The sequence below is a fragment of the Burkholderia sp. NRF60-BP8 genome (assembly GCF_001522585.2).
Lineage (GTDB): Bacteria > Pseudomonadota > Gammaproteobacteria > Burkholderiales > Burkholderiaceae > Burkholderia.
Map to the genome: position 1 here is coordinate 945,232 of NZ_CP013372.1, position 14,628 is coordinate 959,859.

A 14,628-nucleotide genomic window follows, 5' to 3' on the forward strand; every position below is an offset into this window, starting at 1 on the left:
TGTAACCTGCATCGCGACGTTTGAAACCCATTTAGCGACAGGGCGCGGCCGCGGGCGATCCGTGGCGGCGCCGGTCGCTGTTGTATCGAGTCTGGAGAAGCGCATTGCGACGTCTGATTCTGGTTGGCATGACGGTATGCGCGGCACTGCTGACGAGCGCCGTGCCGGCCGAAACGGTGTTGCCCGCGACGACGTCGTGGATCGGCAACACGTTCGGGTATGGCGACGGCGCATGGACGCAGATCGACATCCGCGCGATCGCGGTGACGCCCGAGGGCAAGGTGTATACGAATGCGCCGTGGGACGAGAGCGGCGCCGAGGCGAGCGTGTACCAGGACGGGAAGATGCTCGGCTTCGCCGGCGGCACGCACGGTTGGGGCAATCTCGGCGGCAACGCGATCGCGGTCAACAGCAAATATGCGTACGTCGCGATCGGCGTGGGCAACGAGCGCGGCCACCTGCAGTCGCCCGGCATCTGGCCGGACAAGGGCAAGCAATGGTTCGGCATCTCGCGGCGCACGATCGGCGACATGAAGCAGCCGGCGCCGTTTCGCGCGTCGCCGCAAGTCGCGCCGGGCGGGCGTGCCGACGCCGGCCGCGCGCGGATGGCCGCGAGCTTCATGGTGATGAACGAGGTGCCGGCGCCCGCGCGCTCGGAAGTGGGCGACGCGAAGGCGGAGGTGGGCGGCCTCGCGGCCGACGACAAGTCATTGTTCGCGACCAATCCGTCGCGCGACGCGGTCGAGGTGTACGACGCGGAGACGATGCAACGGAAGGGCACGTGGAGCGCCCACGAGCCGGGCCGCATCGCGCTCGCGGGCGACGGCACGCTGTGGCTGCTGACCGATACGCTGGGCGGGCCTGCGCATCTGGTGCACGTGCGGGCCGACGGCAGCAAGCTCGACGACGCGCCGGCGTTGCCGGAAGGCACCGACGCGGTGGACGTGGCGGTCGATGCGAAAGGGCGCGTGCTGGTCGCGGACAACGGGCCGCGCCAGCAGATCCTGATCTTCTCGAAAGGCGGCAAGGGCTATGCGCAGTCGGGCACGCTCGGCGAGCGCGGCGGCATTTTCGCGGGCCCGGTGCCGGGCCGGCCCGGGCCGCAGCGCTTCAACGGGCTGACGGGCGTCGGCGTCGACCGTGTCGGCAACATCTATGTGTCGATGAACGGGATCGGGCCGCGCCACGACACGATCGGCGCGGGGCTCGGCGCGGTACTGGAAAGCTATACGCCGGACGGCAAGCTGCGCTGGCAGGTGCAGGGGCTGCTGTTCGTCGACGGCGCATGGCTCGACCCCGCGCGGCCGAACAGCGTGTACACGGGCAACAAGCGCTTCGAGCTCGACCTGTCGAAGCCGCCGGGCCAGGACTGGAAGTACGTCGGCTTCCTGTCGAACCGCTTCAAGTATCCGGACGATCCGGTGTTCCACACGGACCAGTATCCGGGCATGCCGATCGCGCGGCGCGTCGACGGCCGCACGTTCCTGTACCTGACCGACATGTACGCCGATCACCTGAAGATCTACCGCTTCGACGCGAAGCGGGACGGCGAGGTCGCGATTCCGTCCGGCCTGATCGCGGGCCGAGCGCGGCCGGTCGACAAGGTGCCGAACAAGCCGCCGGGCGGCGACTGGCTGTGGCGCGACGCGAACGGCAACGGCCGGATCGACGCCGACGAGTTCGAGATGAACACGACCGGCAAGGCGAAGGCGGGCGGCTGGGGCTGGTGGGTCGACACGAAGGGCGACATCTGGCGCACGAGCGACGTGCGCGGCATCCACCGCTTCCAGTACGGCGGCGTCGACAAGGCCGGCACCCCGATCTATTCGTACGACAAGGTCACGACCTACCCGATGCCGCAGCCGTTCACGCAGCTGCGCCGTGCGATCTACGAGCCGCAGACCGACACGCTGTACGTGACCGGCTACACGGCCGACGCGCCGCCGCAGCCGGGCATCAACAAGGAAGTGGGGCGCGTGCTGATCCGCTTCGACAAGTGGTCGACGGGCTCGCCGGTCCTGCGCTACCAGGTGGCGCTGCCGTGGAAGCTCGATGCGAAGCCGATCTTCGACCTGATCGGGATCACGGTCGAGGGCCGCTACATCTTCACCGTGGAGCCGGTCGGCAAGATCCACGTGTACGACAAGGACACCGGCAAGGAAGTGGGCGTGATGAGCCCGGGCGCGGAGGTCGGCAAGGCGTCCGGCTGGGTCGACGTGCCGTTCGGCATCAGCGCATTCCGGCGCGAAAACGGCGAATACCTGGTGTTCGTCGAGGAAGACGCGCGCGGCAAGGTGCTGATGTATCGCTGGAAACCGTGACGGGCGGCGCGCCGCTCGCGACGTCGTCGCCGTCACACAAGGCATGAGCATGGACAAAGGCATACTCAAGAACGTTTCGATCAACTTCATCGGGCTGATCCTGCCGACCTTCGTGTCGCTGGTGACGGTGCCCGCCTATATCCATGCGCTCGGCGTCGAACGCTACGGCGTCGTCAGCCTCGTGTGGACGCTGATCGGCTATTTCGGGATCCTCGATCTCGGGATGAGCATGGCCGCGCAGAACCACATCTCGAAGGCGCTCGCGAGCGGCAACGCCGACGAAAGCGCGCGGGTGTTCTGGAGCGCGTTCTGGCTGAATCTCGGCACCGGCATCGCGGGCGGGCTGCTGATCTACTTCGGCGCGTTCGTCTACACCGCGTATTTCACGAAAGTGTCGGCCGCGATGCAGCACGAGGTGTATCTGGCGCTGCCGTGGCTCGCGCTCGCGATTCCGCTCGCGAACGTGTCGTGGGTGTTCGCCGGCGCGATCAACGGCGCCGAACGGTTCGGCGTGTTCAACACGAACCAGACGATCGGCACGTTCCTGTTCCAGTTGCTGCCGCTCGGCGCCGCGTGGTGGATCGCGCCGAACCTGCAGACGGTGCTCGCCGCCGCCGTCGTCGCGCGGCTGATCGCCGCGGCGATGCTCGGTCACGCGAGCATCAAGGTGCTCGGGATCCGGCGCATCGACCCGCCGCAGTGGGGCACCGCGAAAGGGCTGTTCAACTTCGGCGGCTGGATGCTGATCGCGAGCATGACGAGCATGATCGCCGACACGCTCGATCGCGTGATGCTCGGCGCCGGCATGGGCGCGAAGTTCGTCACCTACTACACGGTGCCGCAGAACCTCGTCACGCGCCTGAACATGCTGCCGAACGCGCTGGTGCGCACGCTGTTCCCGCGCCTGTCGGCGGTCGGCCGCGACCATGCCGACACGCTCGCGCGCCAGTCGCTCGAATTCCTGAACGGCGTGTTCACGCCGGTCGGCATCGTCGCGATCTTCGCGCTCGCGCCGTTCCTCACGCTGTGGGTGGGCGCCGATCTCGCCGCGCATTCGGCGCCGGTGGGCCGTGTGCTGGTGATCAGCGTGTGGCTCGTCGGTCAGGCGAGCGTCACGCGCATCCTGATCCAGTCGCAGGTGAACCCGGCCCGCGCGGCATTCGCCGGGCTCGTCGAGATGCCGTTCTTCGTCGGCGGCCTGTGGCTCGGCATTCATCACTTCGGGCTGATCGGCGCGGCGGTGGTCGTCGCGGCGCGCGCGCTCGTCGACTACGGCGTGCTGCTGTACCTGTCGGCGATCCGGATGCGCGCGATCGTGCTCGACATGCTCGCCCATCTCGCCTTCCTGCTCGCCAGCCTATTTCTGGCGCAGGCGTGGTCGGGGCTCGGCGAGTCGATCGGCATGTGCGCGGTCGTGCTGGTGCTGAACGTCGCGTGGTCGCTCACGATGACCCCGGGGCTGCGCGCGCTCGTGCGCGACCTGTTTGTCCGTCTCAATGCGAGGAAAACGACATGAATCGCGATCTGGCGGAACACGCCGTCCTGAATCTCGCCACGGCCGATGCCGCCGTGGCCCACGCGGGCGATGCCGCCGCGCTGCACCGCGCGGTGCCGGCCGAGCGCGCCGGCGCGCGGCAGCCGGCGCGCGCGCTGCGCGTGGCGATCGTCCACGACTGGCTCGTCACCTATGCGGGCGCCGAGCGCGTACTCGAACAGATCGTCGCGTGCTTTCCCGACGCGGACCTGTTCAGCCTCGTCGATTTCCTCGACGACCGTGCGTTCGTGCGCGGCAAGCGGGTGACGACGTCGTTCATCCAGAAGCTGCCGTTCGCACGCACCAAGTACCGCAGCTACCTGCCGCTGATGCCGCTCGCGATCGAGCAGCTCGACGTGTCCGAGTACGACCTCGTGATCTCGAGCAGCCACGCGGTCGCGAAGGGCGTGCTGACCGGGCCGGACCAGGTGCACATCAGCTACGTGCATTCGCCGATCCGCTATGCGTGGGACCTGCAGCATCAGTATCTGGAACAGTCGAACCTCACGCACGGGCCGAAATCGCTGCTCGCGCGGATGATCCTGCACTACATCCGCAACTGGGATACGCGTACCGCGAACGCGGTGGACGGCTTCGTCGCGAACTCCGCGTTCATCGCGCGGCGCATCAAGAAGGTCTATCACCGCGACGCGGCGGTGATCTTCCCGCCGGTCGACGTCGACGCGTTCTCGCTGAACGCGGTGAAGGAGGATTTCTACCTGACCGCGTCGCGGATGGTGCCGTACAAGAAGATCGACCTGATCGTCGAGGCGTTTTCGCGCACGCCCGAGCGCAAGCTCGTCGTCATCGGCGACGGCCCCGAGATGCAGAAGATTCGGGCGAAGGCCGGCCCGAACGTCGAGATCATGGGCTACCAGCCGTTCGCGGTGCTGCACGACCGGATGCGGCGCGCGAAGGCGTTCGTGTTCGCGGCCGAGGAGGATTTCGGGATCTCGGTCGTCGAGGCGCAGGCGTGCGGCACGCCGGTCATCGCATACGGCAAGGGCGGCGCGCTCGAAACGGTGCTCGATCCGCAATCGAACCTGAACCCGACCGGTCTCTTTTTCGACGAACAGACGCCGCACGCGATCGTCGCGGCCGTCGACGACTTCGAGCGCGCACCGCAGCGCTTCACGCCGGACGCCTGTCGCGCGAACGCGGAGCGGTTTTCCGCCGATACGTTCCGGCGGCGCTTCCTCGACTACGTGGAGCAAGCGCTGCCCGGCTCGACCGCGCAGCGCGGCACGGCCGCACCGATGCCGGCCGCGCGCGGCCCGGCGACGCTCGTGCTCGATCAGAGCGGCGTGCTCGGCGGCGCCGAGCTGTCGCTGCTCGAGATCATGAAGCACATGCGCGCGAACGCCGACGTGCTGCTGTTCGACGACGGCCCGTTCCGCGCGGCGCTCGACGAGATCGGCGCGCGCGTCGACGTGGTCGAGCAGGGCGCGCTCGCGGGCGTGCGCAAGCAAGGCGGCGTGTCGTTCGGCGCGGTGAAGCAGCTCGTGCGGCTGGTGCGCGACGTCGCCCGGCGCGCGCGCCGCGCCGAGGTGATCTACGCGAACACGCAACGCGCGATGGTGGTCGCCGCGCTCGCCGGGCGGCTCGCGCGCAAGCCGGTGGTCTGGCATCTGCGCGACATCGTCAGCACCGACCATTTCGGCGGCAAGCAGCTACAGGCGATCAAGTATTGCGCGCGGCTCGGCGTCACGCGCGTGATCGCGAACTCCGACGCCTCCGCGCAGGCGTTTCGCGCGCTGACGGGTTTCACGCCGCAGCACGTCGACGTCGTGTTCAACGGCATTTCGGCCGAACCGTTCGACGCGCTGGAAGGCGTGAGCCAGGCCGCGCTGCGCGCGCGCCTCGGCTTGCCCACGGACGCCTGGCTGGTCGGCTCGTTCAGCCGTCTCGCGCGCTGGAAGGGGCAGCACGTGCTGCTGGAGGCCGCCGAGCGGCATCCCGACATGCACGTGGTGCTGGTCGGCGCGCCGCTGTTCGGCGAGGACGAGTATGCGGCGCAACTGCACGAATACGTCGCGCAGCACGGGATGGACGAACGCGTGCATTTCCTCGGGTTCCAGCGCGACGTGGCCGCCTGCATGACGGCGGTCGACGTCGTCGCGCACACGTCGATCACGCCGGAGCCGTTCGGCCGCGTGATCGTCGAGGGGATGCTCGCGCGACGGCCGGTCGTCGCGGCCCGCGCGGGCGGCGTCGTCGAGATCATCGAGGACGGCGACAACGGGCTGCTCTGCGAGCCGGGCAACGCGGCCGCGCTGGCCGATGCGCTGGCGGCGCTCAAGCGCGACGGCGCGCTACGCGAGCGGCTCGTCGCGAGCGGGCGTGCGACCGCGGTGCGCCGGTTCGGCACCGAAACCTACGTGGAGCGGGTCGAGAAGATCCTCGCGGATACCGCCAAGGCGGCCAAGGCCGCGAACGCGAAGAAGTAGCAGTCGGCGCGAGCCGGCGGGAAACGGGCCCCCATGCGGCGTCGCGCTGCGCGGGGGCTTTGCCGTTCGGCGGGCGACGCGTGTGGTTTTGACGGAGAGGCGGGTTTGCGCCCCGGCGTCGGCGTCGGCGTCGGTGTCGGTCGCGAAGCGTGGCCGGTCGTCATCCGGAACGGAATCGGGCCGTCGGGAGCATGGAGCGATCGGGCGCTGCCGCCGCAGCTGCGGATATCGCCACGAGCCGCCCACGCGGGCCGTAGCGCGGTCGGACGGCAGCAGGCTGCCGTTCCCCTGGCGACGCGGCCCGCAACCGCGTGACGGCCATGAAAAAACCCCCCGCGCGGCGAGACGCCGCGCGAGGGCTCCGGACGGGCCGACCGCGTCGGCCGGCCCGCTTCAGACGGCCTGTTCGGGCGACGACGCGACGACGCGGGCGGCGCGGGTCGGCTTGAAGCTGGCCGACCACATCATCGCCGGCCGTTCGAACATCCGGTAGAACAGGTACGCCACCGGAATCGCGACGGCCATGAATGCGAACGACGGCCAGATCGACAGTTGCAGTTCGGAGTGGAACAGCACCGAGCCGAGGCAGACGAACAGCGGCAGGTGGACCAGGTACAGCGAGTAGCTGAAGTCGCCGAACCAGCTCAGCACGCGCAGCGGCGGGGTCGGGCGCGGCGGCCGGGCGAGCGCACGGTACAGGAAGCACGCGAAGCCGGCCGACCAGAGCTGGAACGCACCGTACTGGCCGAAATGGAATGCGCCGCAGCCGGCGGCCAGCAGCACGGCGGCCGCGACGTACCACGCGCGCGACGGCACGACGGCCGTGCCGTGAGACTGCTGCGCGCGCACGTCCGCGATCCATGCGCCGATCGTCCAGGACAGCCAGTACGACGTGAAGAACTGCAGGTCGTGCCGTTCGAGCAGCCACGCCGACGCGACGTTGACGAGCGCGACTGCGGCCACGACGGCCGGCATGCCGATGCGCCGGCGCAGCGCGAACAGCAGCGGGTAGATCGCGTAGAACTGCACTTCGAGCGACAGCGTCCACAATGCGCCGTTCGACCCGTACGTGTAGCCGGCGACGCCCTGCAGCGAGAACAGGTTCACGAGGAACGCGACGAGGCCGACGTCGCGGATCTTGTGGCTGACGGGCTCGATCTGCAGGCTGACCGCATCGAGCGCGAGCGTGAACAGCAGCGCGGCGAGCAGCACCGGATAGATGCGCGCGAAGCGGCGCACCCAGAAGTTCGGCGCGTCGAGCCGGTACGCGGGGTTGGTCGCGAGCTTGAGTGCCGCGTTGCGGTGGATGCAGTAGCCGCTGATCACGAAGAAGATCGGGACGCCGGCGGAGCCCCACGCGAACGGGAAGGTCAGGTAACCGGCGATCGCGCCCGGGCTCAGGGCATGACCGTAAGCATGATGGAAGCTCTGCATGCCGACCCAGACGACCTGGCGGCAGTGGAAATAGGCGACGAGCAGCGCCGCGAAGCCGCGCATCGCGTCGATCACGTGTTCCTTGTGATCGGCGACGGGCGGCGCGGCCAGAGACGATCCGCTGAAAGCTTGCATGCGATTCGGTTCCTTGCGACGGATGGACGGGAAGTTTCATCCAATCGTAATGCGCAAGAATTCGGTCAATGAATAAAAAAATCCCGCCCGAAAATTCCGGTATTCCACATCATGGGTTTATTCAGGGATGAAAGCGGGCCCGCGAGGGGCGCCAATTATTTGTCGATTTTTTTCTGATAGTTTGAAGCTCCAGTTGATTGATGCAAGGAGCGGCAAGATGGACATGCATTGGATCGCGAGCGCTGCAGTACTGTTGGTCATGGCCGTGCTGTCGGCGTACCGCGAGGCGCTGAAGAACGAACCGATCCGCCCGGGCCTCGAGCGGGGCGGCGTGCCCTATATCGAGGAATTCGAATCGTAAGAATTTGTATCCGGGAAATCGGTAATTTGTTTCTGCTTCGGCAATCGGTTCGGCAATATCGACCGGATTGAAGCGATTATATTTTTTCCGAAATAATTGGGCAATCAGTCCATATCGAAAATGAGCGGAGTGGAATTGGCAGTACCGTCGATTCTCGATATGCCGTTCGGAACACAATCGCGCCGGGTCGCGGGTCGACGCGGCGCAGTCAACGCTATCAGGATGCGAACATGTTGAAAGTCACCAAGGCCGTGTTCCCCGTTGCCGGTCTCGGCACGCGGTTCCTCCCGGCAACGAAGGCGAGCCCGAAGGAAATGTTGCCCGTCGTCGACAAGCCGCTGATTCAGTACGCGGTCGAGGAAGCGATCAACGCCGGCATCACCGAGATGATCTTCGTGACCGGGCGCAGCAAGCGCGCGATCGAGGATCATTTCGACAAGTCGTACGAGATCGAGGCCGAGCTCGAGGCGCGCGGCAAGGAAAAGCTGCTCGAACTCGTGCGCAGCATCAAGCCGAGCCACGTCAACTGCTTCTACGTACGCCAGCCGGAAGCGCTCGGTCTCGGCCACGCGGTGCTGTGCGCGGAGAAGCTCGTGCACGGCGAGCCGTTCGCGGTGGTCCTCGCCGACGACCTGCTGCACGGCGAACAGCCGGTGCTCAAGCAGCTCGTCGACGTGTTCGACCACTATCACAGCTCGGTGATCGGGGTCGAGACGATCCCGCGCGAGGACAGCCGCTCGTACGGCGTCGTCGAAGGCCGGGAGTGGGAAGAGGACATCATCAAGCTGTCGGGCATCATCGAGAAGCCGGCGCCCGAGGACGCGCCGTCGAATCTCGGCGTGGTCGGCCGCTACGTGTTCATGCCGACGATCTTCGATCACCTGCGCAAGCTCAAGCCGGGCGCGGGCGGCGAACTGCAGCTCACCGACGCCGTCCAGTCGCTGCTCGCGAACGAGCAGGTGCTCGCGTACCGCTACTACGGCACGCGTTTCGACTGCGGCAGCAAGATCGGCTATCTGAAGGCTACCGTCGAGCTCGCGCTCCAGCATCCGGAAGTGAGCCGCGAATTCGAGGCGTACCTGCGTACCTGCTTGCCCGCGCTGGCTGCCGTCGCTTAAGCGGCCGCGCGCTCCGTCGTTTCAGGTGGTGGTTGTTCCGTTGGCCCCGGCCGCTCGCGCGCCGGGGCTTTTTTGTGTTTGCGCGTGCACGAGCCTGGTGCGCGACGCTTGCATGTGGTGCCGGCAATGTGCGGAGGGCGGCGCCGCGCGGCGCGCGAAATGTGCCGATGACGCGGGATGTCGCGCGTGAAACCGGTGCCGAAGCATGCATCGCGTGACCGGATCGGTGGACGGGTTGCGCGGCATGCATGACGCGCGCGTGGGCGTTGCCCGATGACGCAACGTGGGCTGCGATGCCATCGGCCGCCGACTTCATCGCCGGTATCGCGGCGTTGCGATTCGGCGTCTGCCGCGTGCCGCGTCCGTGTGCCGCTCAGCGCGGCGACGCGCTCGGCTGCGCGGCGAAGTGCCGGGCCAGCATCGCGGCGATCGGCTTCTTGAAGTCGAGCAGCCGCTTTTCGAGATAACGCCAGGACAGGTGCGCGAGCAGCACGGCGAGCGCGAATTGCAGCACTTCCGGCAGCGCGTCGCGGACGATGTCCGGTATCGGCACGTGCGCGAACGACGCGGGCAGCACGCCGAAGCGCGCCGGAATCAGGTTGTGGAACAGGTAGAAGCCGTAGCTGATCGTGCCGAGATAGACGAGCGGCGCCCAGTCGAGCAGCGCGACGACCGGATGCTCGGGCTCGCTGACGATCCACAGCATCAGCGCGCCGAGCGACGCGGACAGGCCGAGATCCGCGAGCCCCGCGACCGCATCGGGCAACGCCGTGCAGGCGGGCAGCACGAGGAAGAACGCGACGCCGGCCGCGCCGAGCCAGCCGGGGGGCACGCGGCGCGCGGCGGCCGCGCCGCGATCGGCGAGCGCCATCGCGCCGACGCCGCCGAGCGCGATCAACGCGAAATTCCACGGGGAAAACGCGTAGATCAGCACCGGCGACGCGTCCGACAGGTAGAGCGCGAGATGCGCGAGCGCGCACAGCGCGACGGCCGCGACGCCGAGCGCGACGTGTCGCGCGGCGGGCACCGCGAGCAGCGCGAGCGGGGCGATCAGATAGAACTGCTGTTCAACGGCGAGGCTCCAGAAGTGCGACGTGGAGCCCGGCCAGCCGTCCTTGACGACGCCGATCCAGTAATTCGACAGGAACGCCGCGTGCCACGCGAGCCCGAGGTTGACGCCGCGCTGGTAGAACAGCGCGTGCGCGATCGCGAGCGCCGCGAGCAGCAGGTAATACACGGGAAAGATCCGCAGCGCGCGCTTCGCGAGGAACAGCGCCAGCGCGTGGCGGCGCGTCATGGTGCCGCGCTCGACCGCCTGGCGGTTGCGATGCAGCTCGCCGACGATCAGGAATCCGCTGATGAGGAAAAACGTCCACACGCCGAGCTTGCCGACGTCGACGGCAAGGACATGGCCCTTGTGGGACAGGAAAACGAGGATGACGGCGAGGGCTCGCAGGCCGTCGAGTCCTTTGACGTATCTGACTTCGCGCATGGAGGCATCCGGGCATTGAGCGAGCCCAGTATAGGTGCGCAAATATCGAACGTAATTCGCGTTCGGACGTATACGTGAAGGCGTTTTTCGACGTGAGGGGCGGTTTGCGCATGTGCGCTCCCTGCGTAAAACGGACCCTCGAGCGTCGATGAAGTCGGTCGCGCGCAACAAAACCTGCGGGAAACCCCGTGAAAACGCATAAAAGTACTGCACGAAGCGTCAAGGCGCTTGTAGAATCCGGCGTTGAAGCGCGCGCGTTGCACGCTTCGTGTATCCAACGACCACACCTGGTAGGAGAAACATGGCGACTTCCGCAAAAAAGGTGGCCAAGAAGGCTGCCGCACCGGCCACCAAGAAAGTGGCTGCCAAAAAGGCTGCGCCCGCGAAGAAAGTAGTGGCCAAGAAGGCTGTCGCGAAGGCAGCACCGGCTGCTCCGACGCCGCTGAAGGACAAGTTCACGAAGGCATCGCTCGCAACGCACATCGCTGAGCGCGCAGCTGTCGAAGTGAAGGCGGTCAAGGCAGTGCTCGTCGCACTCGAGAACGTCGTGCTGGGCTCGGTTCACAAGAAGGGCGCAGGCGAGTTCACGCTGCCGGGTCTGCTGAAGATCACGGCACAAGTCGTGCCGGCGAAGAAGAAGCGCTTCGGCAAGGATCCGTTCACGGGCGAAGAGCGTTGGTTCCCGGCGAAGCCGGCCAGCGTGCGCGTGAAGGCACGTGCGCTGAAGAAGCTGAAGGACGCGGCAGCGTAATGCCGCGCAACGACTGCCGAATGCAAGTCGGCAGTCGTTGCGATGTCCCGCGATCCCCGTACGCGACAGCGTGCGGGGATTTTTATTGCGCTGCGTAAATCGCGCGGCAGCAAACCGCCGGCGTGGCGACGAGCGGTTGCCCGACGCACGACGGGCAGCGGATCGCATGTCGCGCATTCGCATTCGCATCCGTATGCGCATCGCCGAGCGGCGACCTTCATGCGCGCGAGGCGCTGTTTCGTCGCATTCCGTAGCGAGCGCACCGCAGGTTTGCCATCGTGACCGAGACCATCGCGCACGACATCGCCGGCCAGGTCGCCGCTGCGCGCGCCGCGATCGAACGGCGGCTCGGTGCGATGCTGCAAGCGATCCACCTGTTCGGATCGGCGCTCGATGGCGGCCTAAAACCGCGCAGCGACATCGATTTGCTGGTGACGGTCGCGGTGCGCCCGGACGAAGGGGCGCGTCGCGCGCCGATGTCGGACCTACTCGGCGTGTCGGCGCCGCCCGGTCGCGGCGGCATGCGTGCGCAGGAGGTCACCGTCATCGCGCACGGCGACGTGGTGCCGTGGCGTCATCCGGCGCGACGCGAACTGCAATTCGGCGCATGGCTGCGCCGCGACGTGGGTGCTGGAGCGCTTGCCGGACGCGCGCCGGCCGGTCGTAGCGGCTGCGCGTGCCGCCTATCTCGATGGCGAAGCGGGCGCGGCGATCCTGTCGGACGAGCCGCTGGCCGAATTCATCGGCTACGCGCGGCGGACGGTCGAGTCGATGCTGTCGCGATAGCATCGGCGCCGACGATGCGCGCTACCGGTTGAGCGGCCAGCCGCGGATAGCGAACGCGCGCGAGCCGGCTCCATGCGCGAATCGTCGAGCCGGGCGGCATGCCGGCAACCCGGCGCGGCGTCACGCGAGCGCTGGCCGCCTCGTCGTCAGCCCGCCGTGCCCGCAAAGGCGGCCTTCAGCGCGGCGTCGTCGAACTTGGTCATCTGCATCATCGCGGCGGCCACGCGCGCCGCCTTGACCGCGTCGCGATCGGCCATCATCGGGATGAGCGCTTCCGGAACGATCTGCCACGACACGCCGTAACGATCCCTCAGCCAGCCGCAGCCGTCGGCCGTGCCGCCGTTGTCAAGCAGGGCGCTCCAGTAGCGGTCGAGTTCCGCCTGGTCCGCGCAACTGACGAGCAGCGACATCGCGTGGTTGAACGTCTCCGTGCGCGGATGACTCATCGCAAGGAACGGCTGCCCGAACAGCTCGAATTCGACCATCCGCGTGCCGTCGGTGCCGGGCACCGCCGTGACGCGCACGATGCGCGAATCCGGAAAGATGCCGGCATAGAAGGCCGCTGCTTCTTCGGCTTCCGTCGAATACCAGAGAAAAGGCGTGATCTTCTGAATCGTCATGACGAGTCTCCTGTCTGTATGGGTCCGGGGCAAACCGTGTGCCGCCATCGACACGACGGACGACGCCTGCCGGAATCGACGCGCGGCGCGAACAAATTCCGCATCGGTCGAGCCGGGCGACGCCGGCTGTGCGGATGGTAGTCGTCCTACGGAGAAACGGCGACCTCTTTGGACAGGGAAAACGGCGTTGCGGGGGCATTGCAGCCGCCAGGTGCCTCTGCCGAGCCACCGACCTATGTCGGGGCCCGGCTTTGCCGCGGTGGCGGCGGCATGCGATGTCGGCTCCGCCGACGGGCGCCGGACGAAAAAAAGCCAGCCGCGGCCGAAACCGGGGCTGGCTTTCCAGGTCGGCGGCAACGCGTCGGAGACGCCATGCCGCCGGATACTTCGTTTTTAGAACTTGTGACGCAGGCCGAGTGCGACGATTTCCTGCGAGCTCTTGCCGGCGATGCCGTACGAGCCGACCGACGCTTGCGCATCGCTGCCGTCGGCGTTGTGGCCGCTTGCGTGCTGGTATGCGCCAACCAGGTAGATGTCCGTACGCTTCGACAGCGAGTAGTCCGCGCCGAGCGAAACCTGGTGGTACTTGGCGTCCGTCTGGCCGCTACCCTTCGTGTAGATGTAGCCGACGCCCAGCAGCAGCGGTGCCGATGCCTGGTACGTGACGAACGCGCGGCCCGTGTTGTACTTCTGGTTCGTGCCGAAGCCCGAGTTCGCATCCGCCTTGTACTGCGCGTTGCTGTAGCCGAGGCCGAACGTCACCGGGCCGAATGCATACTGGCCAGCGACTTGCGCGATGCCGATCGACGATGCCGACGTGTACGCGTTGTTGATGAACGCGCCTGAGCCGTCGAAGATCGCGTCCGACGTGCCTGCCCAGCCGGTGCGCTGGCCGGTTGCGCTCAGCGGAGCCGAGTTGTTCGCGTGGAAGTAACCTGCAGCCAGGCCGAGCGGGCCGTTGTTGTACGCTGCCGCTGCCGCCCACGTCTGACCCTTGCCGGTTGCGCCGGCGACGCCGCCGAGCGCGTACATCGCTTCGACCTGCAGGCCTGCCCAGACCGGCGACGTGTACTTGATCGCGTTGCTGACGCGCAGGCTGTTGTCGTTGTTGTCGACGTCGCCCGGCGTGGCGAACACGCTGCCGAAGTAGTTGTCAGCCGTGACTGCCTGAACCAGGTCGACGAGCGGGTCGTACTGGCGACCCAGCGTCAGCGTACCGTACTGGTCGCTTTGCAGACCGACGAAAGCCTGGCGACCGAACATGCGGCCACCCTGGCCCAGTGCACCCGATGCCGAGTTGAAGCCGTTTTCCAACTGGAAGATCGCCTTCAGGCCGCCACCGAGGTCTTCCGAACCCTTCAGGCCGAAGCGGCTGCCTTGCAGGTTGCCGCTACCCATCGACCACGAATTGTTACCTTGACCATCGTTGCCGTGAACATAGGTGATCGACGTGTCGATCACGCCGTACAGCGTCACGCTCGACTGAGCTTGAGCAGCGCCGGCCGCGCCCAGCAGGGCGAGCGAGAGGGTCGAGAGAGCAAGTTTCTTCATCGTTGAGTTTCTCCACGCAAGTGATTCATCGTTATTTGTTGCGGATTGGAGAATAGCTCAGTGCCATACACGCAAGAA

Annotated in this window: 10 protein-coding genes and 1 pseudogene; 7 read left to right on the forward strand and 4 right to left on the reverse strand. The window is 67.1% G+C overall.

What is annotated here, in order from left to right:
• The first annotated feature begins 128 nt into the window (after positions 1-128).
• The 3 genes from WS54_RS04415 to WS54_RS04425 are packed head-to-tail and all read left to right on the forward strand — an operon-like array spanning position 129 to position 6,302.
• Positions 129-2,321: a hypothetical protein gene (locus tag WS54_RS04415; protein ID WP_059783966.1), complete on the forward strand. Its 2,193-nt coding sequence runs from the start codon at positions 129-131 to the stop codon at positions 2,319-2,321.
• 49 nt (positions 2,322-2,370) lie between these two features.
• The gene (locus tag WS54_RS04420) at positions 2,371-3,837 is read left to right on the forward strand and encodes a flippase (RefSeq protein ID WP_034205153.1); all 1,467 of its coding nucleotides are present in this window, start codon (positions 2,371-2,373) and stop codon (positions 3,835-3,837) included.
• Positions 3,834-6,302 (forward strand): glycosyltransferase family 4 protein, encoded by a 2,469-nt coding sequence (locus WS54_RS04425; RefSeq protein WP_034205152.1) that lies wholly within the window; start codon positions 3,834-3,836, stop codon positions 6,300-6,302. Before WS54_RS04420 ends, WS54_RS04425 begins: the two co-directional genes overlap by 4 nt.
• 393 nt (positions 6,303-6,695) lie before the next feature.
• On the opposite strand, the gene WS54_RS04430 is transcribed toward WS54_RS04425, so the two are convergent.
• Positions 6,696-7,871: an acyltransferase family protein gene (locus WS54_RS04430; RefSeq protein ID WP_059783964.1), complete on the reverse strand. Its 1,176-nt coding sequence runs from the start codon at positions 7,869-7,871 to the stop codon at positions 6,696-6,698.
• 217 nt (positions 7,872-8,088) lie between these two features.
• Here WS54_RS04430 and WS54_RS33910 point away from each other — a divergent pair, with 217 nt between their 5' ends.
• Positions 8,089-8,232 (forward strand): hypothetical protein, encoded by a 144-nt coding sequence (locus WS54_RS33910; protein ID WP_006479318.1) that lies wholly within the window; start codon positions 8,089-8,091, stop codon positions 8,230-8,232.
• Between the two features lie 230 nt (positions 8,233-8,462).
• A complete protein-coding gene (gene galU, locus WS54_RS04435) occupies positions 8,463-9,350 on the forward strand; it encodes a UTP--glucose-1-phosphate uridylyltransferase GalU (protein ID WP_034205150.1) in 888 nt (295 codons plus the stop codon).
• A 373-nt stretch (positions 9,351-9,723) separates the two neighbouring features.
• Here the strand turns inward: galU and WS54_RS04440 are convergent, their stop codons facing one another.
• The gene (locus tag WS54_RS04440) at positions 9,724-10,842 is read right to left on the reverse strand and encodes an acyltransferase family protein (protein ID WP_034205149.1); all 1,119 of its coding nucleotides are present in this window, start codon (positions 10,840-10,842) and stop codon (positions 9,724-9,726) included.
• Positions 10,843-11,143: 301 nt separating this feature from the next.
• Here WS54_RS04440 and WS54_RS04450 point away from each other — a divergent pair, with 301 nt between their 5' ends.
• Together WS54_RS04450 and WS54_RS34160 are read left to right on the forward strand one after the other, a co-directional pair.
• On the forward strand, positions 11,144-11,593 hold the full coding sequence (locus WS54_RS04450; protein ID WP_011548077.1) for an HU family DNA-binding protein: 450 nt from the start codon (positions 11,144-11,146) through the stop codon (positions 11,591-11,593).
• A 278-nt stretch (positions 11,594-11,871) separates the two neighbouring features.
• A pseudogene (locus WS54_RS34160) lies at positions 11,872-12,228 on the forward strand (nucleotidyltransferase domain-containing protein); the annotation flags it as partial.
• 297 nt (positions 12,229-12,525) lie between these two features.
• Here the strand turns inward: WS54_RS34160 and WS54_RS04460 are convergent.
• Together WS54_RS04460 and WS54_RS34165 are read right to left on the reverse strand one after the other, a co-directional pair.
• A complete protein-coding gene (locus tag WS54_RS04460) occupies positions 12,526-12,999 on the reverse strand; it encodes a VOC family protein (protein WP_059783962.1) in 474 nt (157 codons plus the stop codon).
• A 393-nt stretch (positions 13,000-13,392) separates the two neighbouring features.
• Complete coding sequence (locus tag WS54_RS34165; protein ID WP_059783960.1) at positions 13,393-14,550, reverse strand: porin; 1,158 nt, start codon at positions 14,548-14,550, stop codon at positions 13,393-13,395.
• Positions 14,551-14,628: the final 78 nt, after the last annotated feature.